The organism is Thermosipho sp. 1070, from assembly GCF_001682135.1.
Lineage (GTDB): Bacteria > Thermotogota > Thermotogae > Thermotogales > Fervidobacteriaceae > Thermosipho > Thermosipho affectus.
On record NZ_CP007121.1, the window covers coordinates 284,717 to 301,871 of the forward strand.

The window sequence follows — 17,155 nt, forward strand, 5'->3', positions numbered from 1 at the left end:
AATTTTTTAAACATCTTTATTCTCACCTTTTATTTGAAGAAATAAAAAAATGGCTTCGGCAAAATACCGAAGCCATTTTATTTGAAAAATCAATAATTTCTTAATTTTCAAAATTCTTATTAATATTCTGGCATTTCTGGTACTGGTGGGTTATTTTTTGGTTCTGGTTTTTCAACTACCAATACTTCTGTTGTCAAGAGCATACCTGCTATAGATGCTGCGTTTTGCAATGCACTTCTTGTAACTTTTGCAGGATCTATAATTCCGCGTTCAAACATATCACAGTATTCGCCATGTAATGCGTCAAATCCATATGCTGGATCATCATTTTCAAGAACTTTGTGAATGATGATTGCACCATCGTAACCTGCATTCTTTGCAATCTGTTTAATAGGAGCAACTAATGCTTCATATACTATTTTTGCACCTATCTTTTCGTCTCCATCAAGTTCATCTACTACTTTTTCAACTGGTTTTCTTGCTCTTAATAAGGTAATTCCTCCACCAGGAACTATACCTTCTTCAACAGCAGCTCTTGTTGCACTTAATGCGTCTTCTATTCTGTGTTTCTTTTCTTTTAATTCTGTTTCTGTTGCAGCTCCTACCTTGATTACTGCTACTCCACCAGCGAGCTTTGCCATTCTTTCTTGTAATGTTTCCTTTTCATATTCTGAAGTTGTTTGTTCAATTTGTGCCTTTATTTGAGCAATTCTTTTCTTAATTTCTTCTTGATCACCATGTCCACCAACTATTATAGTTTCATCTTTCTTAACCCTTACTACGTCTGCTCTACCAAGATCATTTAATGTGAGATCTTCAAGGTTAATTCCAACTTCTTCACTTGCAACAATACCACCGGTAAGAATTGCAATATCTTGAAGCATTGCCTTCCTTCTGTCACCAAATCCAGGTGCTTTTACAGCTACTGTATTCAATGTGCCTTTAAGTTTGTTTAAGACCAATGTTGTTAATGCTTCTCCTTCAACATCTTCAGCAATAATTACTAATGGTTTACCAGTTTGAGCAACCTTTTCAAGGATTGGAATCAATGGCTTAATATTGGAAAGTTTCCTGTCCGTAATGAGAATAAATGGTTCATTGTAAACAACTTCCATCTTCTCAGGGTCTGTAACAAAATATGGAGAGACGTAACCTCTATCAAATTGCATACCTTCTGTAAACTCAACAAATGTTTCAATTGATTTGCTATCTTCAACTGTAATTACTCCATCTTCTCCCACTTTTTCCATTGCCTCTGCAATCAATTTTCCAATTTCTTCACTATTTGCACTAATGGATGCAACATGTGCTATATCATTAGAACTAGACAAGCTCTTTGAAATCTTTTTAATTTCTTCAACTGCTGCTGTAACCGCTTTATCAATACCCCTTTTCACAAGAATTGGATTTGCACCAGCTGTTACATTTTTAATTCCCTCTTTAATCATTGCTTGAGCCAATACAGTAGCTGTTGTTGTACCGTCACCTGCTACATCGTTTGTTTTACTTGCAACCTCTTTAACAAGTTGTGCTCCAAGATTTTCAAATTTATCCTCAAGTTCTATTTCTTTTGCTATTGAAACACCATCATTCGTAATAGTTGGACTTCCCCAAGATTTTTCAATAACTACGTTTCTTCCTTTTGGACCTAATGTAATTTTTACTGCATCTGCAACAGCATCAACACCTCTTTCAAGAGCTCTTCTTGCTTCTTCACTAAATCTTAACATTTTTGCCATTCGTGTCACCTCCTCATTAGTCTTCTATTTTTGCTAAAATATCTTCAACATCGATGATAATGTACTCTTCGTCCTCAATTTTTATTTCTGTTCCGGAATACTTAGAAAAGATTACCTTATCACCAACTACAATATCAACATCCGAATCTTCCAAATTACCCACAGCAACAACCTCTGCTTTCATGGGTTTTTCCTTAGCTGTGTCAGGAAGTACAATTCCTCCTTCTGTTCTTTTCTCCTCTTGAATTGGCTTTATCAAAAGTCTTGAACCAAGTGGTTTAACTTTCATATCCTTACCCCCTTTCAAAATTTTATTGTCACTCTTAAGCGTTGACTGCTAATTTTAGTTTACCAAAAATATCGAAAATGTTAAGCTTTATTTTGGACAAATATAAGAAATTAACAAATATTATTTTTAAATAAGTACATATTTCTTTGTATTTCTCACTTTTACATAACAAAAAAAAAGGAAGGGAGGCATCTAGCCTCCCTTCTGGTGGAGCCGATGGGATTCGAACCCACTGCCTCTACCGTGCCATGGTAGCGCTCTCCCAATTGAGCTACGGCCCCTAACCAAGTATAATTTATCATATTTTAAACATTTAGTCAATATGCTTAATTTTTAAATGAATAGCATTTACCGGACAAACTTTTTCACATTCAAAACACATTAAACATTCCTTGGCAATAATTTTTCTTTTATTATTTTCCAACGTAATTATCGTATTTGTAGGACAAACCTTTTGACACATTCCACAACTTACACATTTTTTCTCATCTATTGTTAATTTTAAAGGTGCTACCTTTCCACCTACAGTTAGTAAAGTACCGTACGGGCACAACTTTTTGTGCCAAAATTCTTCTTCAAAAAACAAGGTAATAAGCGTGGCAAATCCAATAACGTACAACAAAATGTTTAATTTTACTTTTAAAAGCCTTGTTCCAACAAATAACATAATAAAAGCAACAAGCATAACATACCTTAATACATTGATCTTAGGCGCTTTGAATCTTTTTATATTCAATTTCTTATAAATAAAGTTTATAGGCTTAAATATTGTGTTAATTGGGCATATAAAGCCACAATAGAATCTTCCGAAGAAAAGTGATAAAAACAAACTAATTCCAAATATAAAAATCCATTTTAGTAAAATATTATTTTTCAACAACCAAAAAAACAAAACAAAAAATACGATCTCCATAATATACATAAATTTTCTTATTATAAACACCACCTTCTTAATTTTTGATTGCACTTTTTGCATCTCAAGTATTATACCATACTAAAATTCTGTGTTAGAATAGTAATAAGGGGGAGAAAACTTGGATATCTTTTCAAGAATTAAACCTAATGTAAACACAAACGAACTTTCTACAGACACACTTGCGTATATTGGTGATGCAGTGTTTAATTTGTATGTTAAATTACACTATTTTAAAAAAACCTCTGTAAAAAAACTACACAAAAATACACAATCTGTAGTAAACAGAAATTATCAATCAATACTCCTTGACAAAATCCTTCCCAACCTAAGTGACGAAGAATTTTCCTATGTAAAAAGAGGGATTAATAGCAAAGGTGCTGGAAAATACGGTAATGATCCCGCATATCGTAAAAGCACAGGTTTTGAAGTATTAATTGGCTTTCTTTATCTCAAAGATGAAGAAAGACTTTACAAATTACTTTCGGAGGTGTTAGAATGAGCCGCTCAATCATTATCGATGGTTCTGTTATTTACACCAATTACAGTCAAATTATGGGACATAAAAAATTCGAGGCACTTTTAAAAGAATTCATTGAAATTCTCGTCGAAAAAAATAGTCCCCTACTACAAGCCCTTTCCCCTTTTAAATTTGGAGATGAGTATGATACAAAAAGAATAGCTGAATACTTTAATCTTCTTACTATGAGAAATTTAAAAGAATTATCCCATATTTTAAGTTACACTAATCCCGTACAATTGGAAAAATTTATAGAAGCGTTTTATACTTTCTGGCGCTCAAAACACAGATTTATGATTCGTAATGAAAAATATGTAAATGATTACAACAGAAGGGCAAGCGTAGAATATACTATGACAATGGTCGCTGATCAATTTAAGGCTGTTATTAAAAATTTATACCGGCAATTATTATCCAATATAACCAATGAATTTCCCAAAGTTATGAGACAACTTCCAAGTGGAGCTCAAGCAATGTTTTTATACGACTATGTCAAATGTGAAAACTTCAATTTGAACTGGATGGAGAAAATTCCCACAATTTGGGGAGCAATTTTTGACCCACCTGCAATATTCTACACGAAATCCAACAAAAGAAAGGGAATTATACCCGTAGTTGAAAAAAATATAATAGATAAAATTGAGTTATCTTCCAATGAATGGTTTAGAATACCGATATTTGTAGGAAAACTACTATTTTTTAACTTTGTTCACAAAGATTTTCTTGCTCACGGTGCAGGATTGGCAAATCTATTTGAAATTGCCTCCCCGAAAGATATCAAAAACAGAAAACCCGATGGCATAATTATTTTTGGAATTTCACCAGACAAAATACCAGATTACACAGACGAATGGAAAAATGCTGTAGTCTTCAAAGAAAAAAATCTATACGTTGGAGTTATCCCAAATTTAGATGAAAACGATTATTTTGGATATATGAAAAAAACAACACTTACTGTTCACAACCTCATTATGATAGACAATGGAAAACTTCCAATACATGGTTCCATGGCAAAAATTACCCTGAAATCCGGGAAAAGTGCTGTTGCAATGTTCTTAGGAGACAGTGGAGCAGGAAAGAGTGAAACTTTAGAAGCACTAAATAGGTTAGATGAAGTAGCAGATGTAAATATTATCATCGATGATATGGGAAGTCTAAGTATAGAAAACAACAAAGTCGTGGCATATGGAACTGAAACAGGAGCATTTGTAAGACTTGATGACCTTCCACCAGGTTATGCATACCACACTATGGACAGAAGTATATTTATGAATCCAGATAAAATAAATGCAAGAGTCATTGTTCCTTTTAACAATTACAAAGAAATAGTTACACCAACAAAAATCGATTTCTTGTTTTATGCTAACAACTACACAGAAGTTAAAAATAACGAGGAAAGAATAAAATTTTTTGACTCGTATGAAGAAGCACTAAAAGTCTTTTCTGAAGGGAAAAGGATGGCAAAAGGCACAACCGCTGAAATTGGAATCACCACTTCTTATTTTTCAAATCCATTTGGTGCAATTCAGATGCGGGAAAAACATGAAAAGATAGCTGAGAAATTCTTTAAAAAACTATTTGAAACGGAGGTGAAAGTAGGTGAAATAAGGACGATGCTTGGGATAAAAGGATATGAAAAGAAAGGTACTATCCTTGCTGCAAAAGCATTACTAAAATTAATTGAAAAGAAGGGGTGAAATAGTGTTAAGTAAAGATCTGATAAAAGACATTATAGGCACAGTTTTAAAATACGGCGGTGACTTTGCAGAAGTATTTATTGAAAACAAATACGAAAACAGAATAGAACTTGCAGATGGTTTTATTCAAAAAGCAAATACAAATAACATTTCGGGAATAGGTATACGGGGGTTTTTGGGAAATAAAGCTATATACGCATACACAAACATCTTTGAAAGGGACAATCTTTTATCTGTAGCCAAAAGAGTTGGAGAGGCACTTTCCGAAACAAAAGTTTCCAACTTAAAGTTGGACTTTGATGACAAAAAAATAAAAAACAGACATCTAATACATTTTTATCCAATGGAAATTGATAAAACAGAAAAGGCTAAAATAATGAAAACGGCATACCATGCAGCCAAAAATTTCTCGAATTTAATAAAGCAAGTACTTGTTTGGTACTGGGAGTATGATCAAGAAATTTTAGTTGCAAATTCAGAAGGTACCTGGGCAGAAGATAGAAGAATAAAAACAAGGTTAATGATAAACACCGTCGCAGAACATAATGGAAATATGGAGCGTGGATTCTATGGACCAGGGGCTGGTATGGGATTTGAATTTTTTAATACTATCGATGTAGAAGAAGCCGCAAAAAGAGCGGCAAGAATAGCCGTTAGAATGGTAGATGCCGAACCCGCACCAGCTGGGAAAATGCCTGTAGTTATCTCAAATGAATTCGGTGGAGTTATCTTCCACGAAGCGGTAGGACATGCACTTGAAGCAACTTCTGTAGCAAAAGGTGCTTCAGTATTTGCTGGAAAGTTAGGACAAAAAGTTGCGGCAGAATGTGTATCTGCAGTTGATGATGCAACAATTCCAAATGGATGGGGTTCTGCAAATGTGGATGATGAGGGAACAGCAACAAGAAGAAATCTTTTAATCGATAAAGGTATACTTGTTGGATATCTAATAGATAAACTTGGAGCAAGAAGAATGAATATGGAAAGTACCGGTAGTGCTAGAAGACAAGACTATACATTTGCACCTACTTCAAGAATGAGCAACACATTTATACTCCCTGGAAAATACTATCCCGAAGAGATTATAGCTGCTACCGAGTATGGACTTTATGCGAAAACAATGGGAGGAGGCTCTGTAATGCCTGGTACAGGTGAGTTCAACTTTGCTGTAATGGAGGCCTATTTGATAGAAAATGGAAAAATTACAAAACCTGTGAAAGGTGCAACCCTTATTGGAAAAGGCTATGAAATTATACAAAAAATAGATATGGTAGGTAACGATATAGCAAGAGGTCAAGGGGTTTGTGGTTCAATATCCGGCGCTGTACCCGCAGATGTGGGACAACCTACAATCAGAGTTTCAGAAATACTTGTCGGGGGGCGAAATAAATGAATTTAAAAGAATTTAAAGATAAACTTTTTGCGCTTGCAAAGAAAAATGGTTTCGAAGCACAAGTGGAATTTTCTGAAAAAATGGAATTTATGGTTTCATATGCAAACGATGATATTGATCAGTATAAAGATGCATCAAATTCTAGAGTAACTATAAAAATACTAAAAGATGGAAAGATAGGAAAGAGCTTTTCCGAAAGATTTGACGATCCAGAAGCTCTATTCAACGAAGCACTTTCTAATTGGAAAATAACAGATACAGAAGATGAAAATTTCTTTTACGATGGAAAAGGAAAATACCTTGAAATGAAAACTTATGATGGAAATTTCGAAAAAACTCCTGTTAAGGAAAAACTTGACTTTGTAAAAAAACTTTACAACAGCGCAAAATGTGATGAAAGAATTGTAACAGTACCAAATGCCGTATTTCAAAATTTAAAAATTTCAAAGTCAATTTCAAATACTCTTGGATTAGATATTTCATCCACAATGGATGGTGGATTTTCATATGCTATATCAATATCAAAAGATGATAACACACATTCTGGATTTTGGTTTGAAATAGGTAAAAGATTTGAAGATTTATCTCCAGAACAAATTGGTAAAAAAGCTTGTAAAGAAGCTTTAAGCCTTTTAGGGGCAAAACCTGTAAAATCTGGCAAATATAGAGTAATAATCAGAAATACCGCATTTGAAGAGCTTTTAGGACTTTTAAAGAGTATGATTTCCGCCGAAAATGTCCAAAAAAATATATCTCCATTAAAGGGAAAAATAAATGAAAAGATTGGAAACACTATTTTAAACATTAAAGATCTGCCATATGTTGAAGGAAGTATAAATAACAGACCATTTGATGATGAAGGTGTTCCAACAAAAGAAACAGTTATAATTGAAAATGGTGTTTTAAAAAGCTACCTATACGATTTAAAAACTGCAAAAAAGGATAACGTTGAATCTACTGGAAATAGTTTAAATGGATCAATTGAACCAATAAATTTGGTAATAGAAAGTGGTAATTATTCATTTAATGAACTTGTAAACAAACTAGATAACGGCATTATAATAATCAGCATTGATGGTATGCATTCAGGTGCAAATCCCGTATCCGGAAATTTCTCATTAGGTGCAAGAGGATACAAAGTTGAAAACGGAGAAATTGTACATGCAGTTGAACAAATCACTATATCTGGTAACTTCATAGATTTACTAAATAAAATTGAAGATGTGGGAAACGATTCTAAAGATTTCGGTGGTGTAATAACCCCCAGTATCTTAATTAGTGAACTCGATATTGCAGGAGAATAAGGTCCACGACAAAGTCGTGGACTTTTTTTTATTTACAAAATTTAAGTTTTAGATTAAAATAAATATAGCAAATACAAGGGGGGAAAGCTGTGAAATTTCCCAGATTGGTTATTAGCTTAGAAAAAATAAAAGAAAATGCAAAAAAAGTATTAGACATGTTAAACAAACACGATATAGAACTTGTCGCTGTTACGAAATTGGTATTGGGTGATCCAAAAATTGCTAAAACACTTAAAGATGTGGGAATACAAAAAATTGGTGAATCAAGACTTGATAATATTGAAAAAATGATCAAAAACAAAATTTCAGGTCCATTTCAACTTCTTAGAATACCCATGCTTTCAGAACTTGAGAAAGCAGTCCTTTTGGTTGATGAAATATTAATTTCCGATAAAATAACTGCATTAAAAATTGATGAAATAGCACAAAAATATGATAAAAATATTGAATTGATATACATGATAGATGTGGGAGATTTAAGAGAAGGTGTATGGTTTGAAAATGCATGTAAAACAATTGAAAATATAGCCAAAAAGCTTAAAATGGCAAAATTAAGTGGCATTGGAACAAATGTAGGATGTTTTGGTGGTGTACTTCCAACAAAAGATAATTTAAACACACTCGTTGAAATTAAAAAATATTTAGATGATAAATTAAACACTAATTTAAAAATTTCCGGTGGAAGTACCGTGACACTAAAATTAATTGAAAATGGAGAACTTCCCGAAAAAATCAACCAATTTAGAATTGGTGAAGGCATACTACTTGGAACAGATGCAACCGGTCATAGAGACATTCCATATTTATCTCAAAACACGGTCATATTAGAAGCGGAAGTAATTGAAGTTGATTACAAACCATCTGTACCAGTAGGAAAAATAGGAAGAGATTCAATGGGAAGAATCCCAGAATTCGAAGACAAAGGATGGCGAAAAAGAATTATTCTTGCAATAGGAGAACAAGATATAGATCCAAGTGGATTAAAATCATTAAACAAAAACCTTGAAATTTTACACGCCTCAAGTGACCACACGATAATAGATTACACCGAATCTGAAGTTAATTATAAAATTGGAGATATATTAAAATTCAAATTATCATATGGAGCAGCACTACGTGCATTTACAAGCCCTTTTGTAAAAAAAATATACCAATAAAAGAACCTCTCTGGCCAACAGAGAGGTTTATATTTCGTCTAATTCCAAAAATGCAACCCTTAATTTTCCAACCAAAAATATGAAAAAGTTCTCCTTATTTCTCCTTTTTACCTCATAACCTAAGTTTTCTATAAATTCTTGCCACTTATCAAGATTTCTAACTAAAAACAATGTATTTAATCTTGAAAATTTTTCTCCTCTTTTAATATAAGCTGTTCTGGAAACTATATAGGCACTCCCAACTTTTCTTACGGGAATGGATAATTTATTAAAAAATTCCAAAACAGGATTTAAGTTATCCACCACCTCAATAGAAAGGATAGTTCTTAGATCACCACTTTCTGATATGTAGCGTGCTATATCCTCAATTGTTTTAGTAGAACTATATTTAAATAAATCCATAACATATGGCAAGGAAGGTTGTGCTATTACTTGCCTTGCAACTGCAACGTTTCTAAGTATTTCCACAGAAAGAGGTTTTTTCAATCTTAAATCTACCTTTTTCTGAAGACCTCTTAACATTAAAGCAAGATAAGAGGGTTTAACAGGTAAACCTTCCGATGTTGAAATCAAATATTCATCTTTTCCCTCATACTTTTTTAACCATTTATCAATAGGCGGGACAATCTCAACAACAAAATTTCCATTTTCCAAATAAATCTCATTTCCTTTAATATCCGTACCCTTTAATTTTACAATCTCACCGGATTTTAACCCTAGTAAACCTGCAAGCCCAACTAGCAAAACATACTTTTCATTACCTTTTTTTGCCATCTTCTCTGCTTCTTTATACAACTTCCAAAAATCCAAATAATTTATCATCTCATATTCTGCTTTCTTATAAGGCACTTTCAAATCTTCAACTACTTCGGAATAAACAAGCGGGTAAAATCTTTGCAAAAAAGATCTCAATGGCACAAAATACTGTCTCCAAGCCGTCGGTTTATAACTTTCCTTTATTTTCTTTAACCACTTCTTTACAGAATCTGTATTTACATTCCCCTCAACAAATTCCAGAAAAGATTCGACCATTGTCATATAATTTCTTTTCGTACTTTCAGATATATTTTGTTTTTCTATGTATTCTATAAATTTATCAAGTTCATATTTTACTTTCAATTCTGGCACCTCCAGAAAAATTTATTAACATTTTGATTATATCATATCAATATTGCGAAATTATTATGTTTTATTTTTCAAAAGTTACAATTCGTTTTGCTAATCTTTCTCTAAGGTAACATTTTAGTAAATAAAACATGCATCACCCAACGAAAAAAATCTATATTTCATTTTTACAGCAATATTATACGCATCTAAAATGAACTCTCTACCTGCAAATGCGGAAACAAGCATAAGTAAAGTAGACTTTGGTAAATGAAAATTTGTAATTATAGCATCTGTTAATTTAAATTCAAATGGCGGATATATGAAAATATCGGTTTTACCATGATAACTTTCTTTTTTATCCAACCTTGCAATAGTTTCTAGGGTCCTAACACTAGTTGTTCCAACTGCAATAATTCTTCCGCCGTTTTTTCTGGTATCGTTAATCTTTTTCACGGTTTCCTTTGGTACGTAATACCTTTCAGAATGCATCTTATGCTCTCTAACATCCTCAACTTTAACAGGTCTAAAAGTTCCCAACCCAACATGTAAAACTAAATCCGCAAACTCTACTCCGTTTTCTTTTATCTTTTCTAAAAGTTCATCGGTAAAATGAAGTCCAGCAGTTGGTGCAGCTACGGAACCTTTTTCTCTTGAGTATATTGTCTGATATCTCTCAAATGGAATTTGATTTTTTATATATGGAGGTAAAGGTGCCATTCCTAATCTGAATAAATCATCATCTGAAAAATTGAACTCTAATATCCTTGCACCCTCTTGTGCCCAATCTTTACATATGCAATATCGATCATCATCAAAATATATTTTTGTTCCTTTTTTTACTTTACTTCCCGGTTTAACCAGTGCTTCCCAAACACCTTCTGAAATTTTTTCAAGTAACAAGATTTCTATTTTTGCACCGGTAGCCTTTTTTCCATAAAGTCTTGCTGGAATTACTTTTGTAACATTTCTTACAAGTAAATCCCCTTCTTTTAAATATTCAATAATATCTCTAAATATCTTATGCTCAATTTCTCTTGTCCTTCTATTTAAAACCATAAGTCTTGATGAATCTCTAGGTTCTACAGGTGATTGGGCTATTAATTCTTCAGGCAAAAAGTAATCAAAATTACTTACATTCAACTAAATCCCCTCCCAGTAAAAGTATGGGGAGGTTTTAAACCTCCCCATCTTTAACTATTATTTTCTCAAACCTAATTTGTGAATTACCTCTTTGTATGCTTCCGGATTCTTATTTCTTAAATATTTTAATATCTTTCTTCTTCTTCCAACTAACTTCATAAGTCCTCTTCTTGAATGATAATCTTTGGGATGTTTCTTCAAATGTTCAGTTAAATGTTTGATCCTTGCAGTTAATAATGCTACCTGAACCTCTGCGCTACCAGTATCTCCTTCATGGATTTGAAATTCCTTAATGATCTCCTCTTTGTTCATATCTTACACCTCCACAACTTATTCCCGCTACCAAGTAGGGGCATCACCCTCAACCGAGTAGGGGTCACATATATGATAACTTAAAAAGTTCGTTAAGTCAATAGCTTCAAAGATTTTTTTAATAGATTTCAAGTTGTACAGCGACACAATTTTGATATTTTAAATAATTATTTCCATTATTTGGTATATGAATTACAAAATTACATAATATTAGTTAAATATACACATGTTTTATCAATGCCATTTCCCTAAAAATATTATAAATAAATGAAAGTTTAAACACCAAACTTTTCAAGTACTTCTTCAAACAAATAATTGATCTTCCAGGGGAACTAATAATTTTATGGTATATTATTCATGAAAGATACTTTAATATAGGAGGAAGAAATATGATAGAAACATACGTCTTTTTCAAAGTAAAAAATGACTTTATTATAGAAAACTCGTCTGAAAAATTACACGGATTATTTTTCAAAATGCTAAAAAATACCCAAATAAATACAGAAAAATTACATTCCCAAAAAAATAAACCATTTTCACTCTCACCAGTCTATGAATATGGTTATGATAAATCTATTACAAAATTTTCCAAAAACAAGTATTTCTTTTTTCGTATTGCTTCTATACAAGATGATTTGATACTTTCATTTGTAAAAGCCCTTACATTAAATAGCACAGAATTATTTCTCGATAAATATCCCATCTACATCGATGAAGTTATAACGGAAACATACCAAAATAAAGATATTCAAAATGAAATTACCATAAATTTTGTTTCACCTGTAACTTTTAGGGGACCAAATAATATAAATATCCCCATCCCAGATCCTTTACACATTATAAATTTTCTAAAAAAATATGGAATAAACGATATAGACTATCCTAAAATTACATATATTGAAGGAAAATCTCACGTAATGAAATACTCCTCCTTTAAACTGATTGGTTTTGTTGGAAAAATGAAAATAAAAACACATACCCCTAAATCTTACCTAATATTACATTATCTTGGAACTGGTTATTCTCATGCAAAAGGAATGGGAGTTACTATAATTGATGCTGCAACGACAGCCAATCAAAAAATTCGATATATTTGGAAAAGGTGGGGAATAAATGCGTAAAAAATATCTTCGAATATTAAAAATAATAATATACATTCTAAACCAAAAAGAAGTAACAACCAAAGAACTCTCTGAAAAATTCAATGTAAGCATCAGAACTATCCAAAGAGACTTACACGAAATAGAAAACTTAGGTATAAGTTTAGAAAGAGAAATAGATGGCACAGTAAGAATATTAGAAAACAATCAATTACATCTCAAAGGTTTAAATTTAAACTTAGAAGAAAAAAAAATACTACTTTTGATGATGAATCTTTCAGAAAAATATTTATATGATTTATTCACAGATACAATAAACGAAGTTAAAATAAAATTTATTAATTCTTTAGAACCACAGATGAAAGAATTAAATAAAAAAAGATCTACGTTATATAGATTTCTAAAACAAAGACACGAAAACATAAAATTATGGATAGTAAATTCCATAGAACGTGCCATTTTAGAACAAAGAAAAATAAAAATAAGATACAATCATCCAAAAAAAGGAGAAGAAGAATACGAATTATCACCCTATTTATTTTTATTTTCAAAAAATCATTGGTATCTATTTGCACTTGAATCGAAAAAAAACTTTGAAGGTCTTTTCAGATTATCAAGAATCAAAAAAGTTATATATCTAAACGACAAATTTAAACCTCCAAAAGATTTAGAAGAAAAAATAAATTCAATTTGGGAAACACAATATTCCACTAGAAGATATACTATAAAAATTAAATTTAGCAAAGAAGTCGCACAATTAATAAAAGATACAGCAAGACATCCTTCACAAATTATACAAGAATTAGAAAACGGTGAAATATTATACACTGTTAAAGTAAGCGGTTACAAAGAAATATTATACTGGATACTTAGTTGGGGAAAGGATGCTGAATTAATAGAACCAAAATGGATGAGAGAAAAAATAAAAGAAGAAATATACAAAATGCAGAAAAAATACAACAACAACCTCTGATACTAAATAGTAACCACTTTGTTTCTTAAAATTAATGTATACAGACAAATAAAGTGTCGTTAGCAATTGGTGTAGAACTTGACTTATAAAAAAGATATTTGTTATAATACAAGTAAACCAAAGATTAGGAGTGATAGCATGAATGTAAATTTAAGAAAATTCCTAATAAAAATTCTACAAAACTATCCTCAGAAACACACAAGCGGTTTAAAAAAAGGTATCCCGTTTTCTATACATTTTGCTAATGTTGGGCTTATTGCATATCAAATATCCGAAATTTTGCGAAAAATTGGATATTTTAATTTAGAAGATAGTCACACTGTTTTTATTGCAGCCGTAATTCACGATATGAATAAAATAACCAATACTTCTATGAGAACAGCAGCTATTAGAGAAAACATAATAAAAGTATTAAAAGAGAACTTTTCAGAAAACGAGGATTTCTGGAAAGACAAAATCGATACCATTCAAAACATAATACCTTTACACTCAGTTGACAATCCTGTTGGTTCTAAACTATATATTTCTCAAAAAGAAAAAGTTATGGCAAAAATTATCCAGTTTTCCGATACATTTGATTTATTGGATAGTGCTAACCTTGAATACGATCACAACATTTACAAAAAGCTTTTAAATCTTTTAGAAGAACTAAATTATTACGTCCCCGAATTTAAATACAACTATCTTGTTTATCATTATTTTAATGACTACAGGGGGGTGTTAACAAATTATATAACCGACGAGATTATAAATAAATTTAAAACTACTGTTTTGGCAGTTCCCATTGCAAGATTCAACGATGGAGTAGTCTATTTATGTAACAAAGAAAAATACATTCCAGAATTATTATTTGAAGACATAGTTCTCGAAACACCAAAAAAAGTTTTCCACAAAATATTTTCAATGGATTATACTTTGCAAAAAAAAGGTAATGAAGTATATTTAAGAGAAGGGATATTTAACTTTTCTTTAGACGATGCGTTAACCCACATTATTTTCGTTATCAACAATTTGAAAACTTCAGATAAAAATAAAGTTTTAAAAAAAATCACTGAAGACTACTTAAAAAAATATTTTGGAAATAAAACAAAGAAAACTATGGAAATATATGAAGAATTCGATTTGATTTTTAATTCAACCAAAGAAATCGAAACTATAAAAGAAAAATTAATAAACCTAATAAAAAAACACGAAACACAAAGAAAGATCAAAAATACTTATGTAGACGAGCTAAAAAAATACATTGAAACACGCTTGCATCTATCCAATTTACAAAAAAATAATATCTCTACATTCACCATCAACAAATACGGAAAAAATCCTAAAAAAGTTTGTTCAATTTGTGGAAGTGAATTTGAAGTTTCAGAAGCTATGTCTGCTGAACTTCCAAGAGGAATAAAACCTCAACTTTTTAGTAATATTCTTCCAGCAAACAAAACAATGGATCCAAAAAGAAATATCTGTTCAATTTGTAAATTACAATTTATAGCAAACAAAAATAAAAGTTATTCAGCTGATGAAAAAAACGTATATTATGTCCTTATTCCGTATAATTATTTTCCAGATGAACTTATAAACGAAATAAAAGAAGAATATATATCAATAAAGTCAAATAGTACTAAAGAAAATAAAAGTAAAGACAACGAAAATATCCTTTCGATGTTGGGTATAGAAAGTGAAACAATCGAAGATGGACTATTTGATTATACAAATATAAATATTCCAATAATTAATCCTATAAGATATAAAAACTCAAAAAAATACTCTGAAACAGTGTTTATAGCATATGCCAAAGCACTTTATATTCAAAAAAACTTTCCCGTCAAAATCCTTATTACAGGGTATCCACAACTTTTAGATGAAGACATACGATTTAGTGAAGAAATATTAGTTCAAGATCTATCTTTCAAACTCAAAAAAACTTCATCTGAAAGGATATTAAAACTTTATGAAATATTTAGAAATAATCCCAAAAACTTCTTTGCCAATAAAAACAATTATTTTTACAAAATTTCCACATCTGAACCATTAACAGCCTTTTCAACATATATAACAAAAGTATTTGAAACCAAAAAAGATAAAAAGGTAATACTAAATATATTTGAGGCATTATTTGGGGGTGAAAAAATGGAGTATGCAAAAAAGATAAGCGAATTCATTTTAAAACAACAAGAACACATATTTAACGCTTCAAAACATCAAATAGTAAAATACTTTGACGTATGCAAAGAAGTATTAAAAAAATTTGAACCACAAATTGAATCAGAAGAAGACTTGAAAGCACAATTGTTTTCCAGAATAGAAAATTTAGTCAACAAACCTATAAAAAAAGAAGAGATAATGAATTATATAGACAACTTTGTTGAATTTGTAAAAGAATTAGAAAATAAAAATCTAGATAAAGGAAGAAAAAAACTCCTCTTAAACTGGAAAAAATATAGGGATTTAATCTACGGTTACGTATGGAAAATATATTTTGAAAATAAGGAGGCGAAAAACAATGGATAAAATAAAGGAATTATTAAAAGGTGGGTACGTAGAAGATGGATCTTTTCCTTTAAAACCTTTGGGAAAGTATATTCATATTATACTCCGGACAAGAACACTTTCTGAGACAATATTTCGAACAGATGAAGGATTAACAATTGAAACAGTAAAAGCTGGAATAAATGATAACAATGAAATTCAAAGAGTAATAATGAGCAAAAGAAAAAGAATAGCTGCAGAAAGAAGAATTGGAAGAGAATTTTTAATGAATTATAAATTAAAAGATGAAAGTTGTGAGATTAACCAAAGTATGTGTGGAAGATGTCTAGATTGCACTGTCTATGGTTTTGCAGCTGGAGAAAAAGGAAAAGAAACAGAAGGGGCACTAAAAAGTAGGGTGATTACAGAAAACGCATACTCTATACTTCCATATGAGATGATAAGTGATGTCAGGACATTTAACGCACTTAGCGAACTAGGAACAATGATGGAAAAAAAGGAAAAAAAGGAAAAAATAGAATTAACAATGAGACAATCTCTAGGAGAAAATGAATATATAAAACCAGAAGTCGATTTCATTGACATTGAAACATTAAAAGACCTTAGATTCGCAGAAGTTTTATACGCTTTAGGTAATATACTAAGAACCAAAAGATACGGGGCTATTGATTCAAGATTGGGAAAGGTAAAAAATGAAATAATAGCAATAATAATCTCTGATGCTGAAATTTTTGGTTCTCTTGAATTAACTAAAAAAGTCTGGGATAAATTAGAAGTTAAAGAACATATATTAGAAGAAAATATAGTAGATGAAAAAATTTTAGAATCAGTTAAGGAATTACTAGATGGTGAATTTTGTAAATATAAAATAGTCGAAAAAAATGATTTAAAAGTATTAAAAGACGAAATTAAAAGTATCTATCTAAAACCAGAAGATAACTTGATATCATTATTTAAAAATGTCAAATCGATATTTGACAAATAAACTCTATCCCCGTGTGTCGTGCGGGGATAGAATTTAAGG

15 protein-coding genes and 1 tRNA gene are annotated in these 17,155 nt (G+C 31.0%); 9 read left to right on the plus strand and 7 right to left on the minus strand.

What is annotated here, in order from left to right; genetic code table 11:
* Positions 1–119: 119 nt before the first annotated feature.
* From groL to Y592_RS01425, 4 genes are all read right to left on the minus strand, one after another.
* Positions 120–1,739 carry a chaperonin GroEL gene (gene groL / locus Y592_RS01410; RefSeq protein WP_075665294.1) on the minus strand — a complete coding sequence of 540 codons (1,620 nt, stop codon included), beginning with the start codon at positions 1,737–1,739 and terminating at the stop codon, positions 120–122.
* A gap of 16 nt (positions 1,740–1,755) precedes the next feature.
* A complete protein-coding gene (groES, locus tag Y592_RS01415; RefSeq protein WP_075665295.1) occupies positions 1,756–2,028 on the minus strand; it encodes a co-chaperone GroES in 273 nt (90 codons plus the stop codon).
* A gap of 205 nt (positions 2,029–2,233) precedes the next feature.
* Positions 2,234–2,309, minus strand: a tRNA-Ala gene (locus tag Y592_RS01420).
* A 32-nt stretch (positions 2,310–2,341) separates the two neighbouring features.
* Positions 2,342–2,995 (minus strand): 4Fe-4S binding protein, encoded by a 654-nt coding sequence (locus tag Y592_RS01425; RefSeq protein ID WP_216635296.1) that lies wholly within the window; start codon positions 2,993–2,995, stop codon positions 2,342–2,344.
* A gap of 67 nt (positions 2,996–3,062) precedes the next feature.
* Here Y592_RS01425 and Y592_RS01430 point away from each other — a divergent pair, with 67 nt between their 5' ends.
* From Y592_RS01430 to Y592_RS01450, 5 genes are all read left to right on the plus strand, one after another.
* Complete coding sequence (locus Y592_RS01430) at positions 3,063–3,443, plus strand: Mini-ribonuclease 3 (protein WP_075665296.1); 381 nt, start codon at positions 3,063–3,065, stop codon at positions 3,441–3,443.
* Positions 3,440–5,158: a phosphoenolpyruvate carboxykinase (ATP) gene (locus Y592_RS01435; protein ID WP_075665297.1), complete on the plus strand. Its 1,719-nt coding sequence runs from the start codon at positions 3,440–3,442 to the stop codon at positions 5,156–5,158. The genes Y592_RS01430 and Y592_RS01435 overlap by 4 nt, the downstream gene beginning before the upstream one ends.
* 4 nt (positions 5,159–5,162) lie before the next feature.
* Positions 5,163–6,551, plus strand: a complete 1,389-nt coding sequence (locus Y592_RS01440; RefSeq protein WP_075665298.1) for a TldD/PmbA family protein — start codon at positions 5,163–5,165, stop codon at positions 6,549–6,551.
* Positions 6,548–7,855, plus strand: a complete 1,308-nt coding sequence (locus tag Y592_RS01445) for a TldD/PmbA family protein (protein WP_077287127.1) — start codon at positions 6,548–6,550, stop codon at positions 7,853–7,855. The genes Y592_RS01440 and Y592_RS01445 overlap by 4 nt, the downstream gene beginning before the upstream one ends.
* 89 nt (positions 7,856–7,944) lie before the next feature.
* The gene (locus Y592_RS01450; RefSeq protein WP_075665300.1) at positions 7,945–9,012 is read left to right on the plus strand and encodes an alanine/ornithine racemase family PLP-dependent enzyme; all 1,068 of its coding nucleotides are present in this window, start codon (positions 7,945–7,947) and stop codon (positions 9,010–9,012) included.
* A 27-nt stretch (positions 9,013–9,039) separates the two neighbouring features.
* Here the strand turns inward: Y592_RS01450 and Y592_RS01455 are convergent, their stop codons facing one another.
* From Y592_RS01455 to rpsO, 3 genes are all read right to left on the minus strand, one after another.
* Positions 9,040–10,131, minus strand: coding sequence for a site-specific integrase (locus Y592_RS01455; RefSeq protein WP_075665301.1), 1,092 nt, complete (start codon positions 10,129–10,131; stop codon positions 9,040–9,042).
* Between the two features lie 123 nt (positions 10,132–10,254).
* On the minus strand, positions 10,255–11,259 hold the full coding sequence (queA, locus tag Y592_RS01460; RefSeq protein WP_075665302.1) for a tRNA preQ1(34) S-adenosylmethionine ribosyltransferase-isomerase QueA: 1,005 nt from the start codon (positions 11,257–11,259) through the stop codon (positions 10,255–10,257).
* A 57-nt stretch (positions 11,260–11,316) separates the two neighbouring features.
* Positions 11,317–11,571, minus strand: coding sequence for a 30S ribosomal protein S15 (gene rpsO, locus Y592_RS01465; RefSeq protein WP_075665303.1), 255 nt, complete (start codon positions 11,569–11,571; stop codon positions 11,317–11,319).
* A gap of 389 nt (positions 11,572–11,960) precedes the next feature.
* On the opposite strand from rpsO, the gene Y592_RS01470 reads away from it, so the two are divergent.
* The 4 genes from Y592_RS01470 (at position 11,961) to cas7d (ending at position 17,116) form a co-directional block, all read left to right on the plus strand.
* The gene (locus tag Y592_RS01470) at positions 11,961–12,692 is read left to right on the plus strand and encodes a CRISPR-associated endoribonuclease Cas6 (RefSeq protein ID WP_075665304.1); all 732 of its coding nucleotides are present in this window, start codon (positions 11,961–11,963) and stop codon (positions 12,690–12,692) included.
* A complete protein-coding gene (locus Y592_RS01475; RefSeq protein ID WP_075665305.1) occupies positions 12,685–13,644 on the plus strand; it encodes a helix-turn-helix transcriptional regulator in 960 nt (319 codons plus the stop codon). The genes Y592_RS01470 and Y592_RS01475 overlap by 8 nt, the downstream gene beginning before the upstream one ends.
* Before the next feature lie 138 nt (positions 13,645–13,782).
* Positions 13,783–16,152: a hypothetical protein gene (locus Y592_RS01480; RefSeq protein WP_075665306.1), complete on the plus strand. Its 2,370-nt coding sequence runs from the start codon at positions 13,783–13,785 to the stop codon at positions 16,150–16,152.
* Positions 16,145–17,116, plus strand: coding sequence for a type I-D CRISPR-associated protein Cas7/Csc2 (gene cas7d, locus Y592_RS01485; protein WP_075665307.1), 972 nt, complete (start codon positions 16,145–16,147; stop codon positions 17,114–17,116). Before Y592_RS01480 ends, cas7d begins: the two co-directional genes overlap by 8 nt.
* Positions 17,117–17,155 lie beyond the last annotated feature (39 nt).

Excerpts from the sequence above, each read along its gene's own strand:
- groL (WP_075665294.1), bottom strand. The coding sequence starts at position 1,739 with ATGGCAAAAATGTTAAGATTTAGTGAAGAAGCAAGAAGAGCTCTTGAA.
- groES (WP_075665295.1), bottom strand. The coding sequence starts at position 2,028 with ATGAAAGTTAAACCACTTGGTTCAAGACTTTTGATAAAGCCAATTCAA.
- Y592_RS01435 (WP_075665297.1), top strand. The coding sequence starts at position 3,440 with ATGAGCCGCTCAATCATTATCGATGGTTCTGTTATTTACACCAATTAC.
- Y592_RS01445 (WP_077287127.1), top strand. The coding sequence starts at position 6,548 with ATGAATTTAAAAGAATTTAAAGATAAACTTTTTGCGCTTGCAAAGAAA.
- rpsO (WP_075665303.1), bottom strand. The coding sequence starts at position 11,571 with ATGAACAAAGAGGAGATCATTAAGGAATTTCAAATCCATGAAGGAGAT.
- Y592_RS01470 (WP_075665304.1), top strand. The coding sequence starts at position 11,961 with ATGATAGAAACATACGTCTTTTTCAAAGTAAAAAATGACTTTATTATA.
- Y592_RS01475 (WP_075665305.1), top strand. The coding sequence starts at position 12,685 with ATGCGTAAAAAATATCTTCGAATATTAAAAATAATAATATACATTCTA.
- Y592_RS01480 (WP_075665306.1), top strand. The coding sequence starts at position 13,783 with ATGAATGTAAATTTAAGAAAATTCCTAATAAAAATTCTACAAAACTAT.
- cas7d (WP_075665307.1), top strand. The coding sequence starts at position 16,145 with ATGGATAAAATAAAGGAATTATTAAAAGGTGGGTACGTAGAAGATGGA.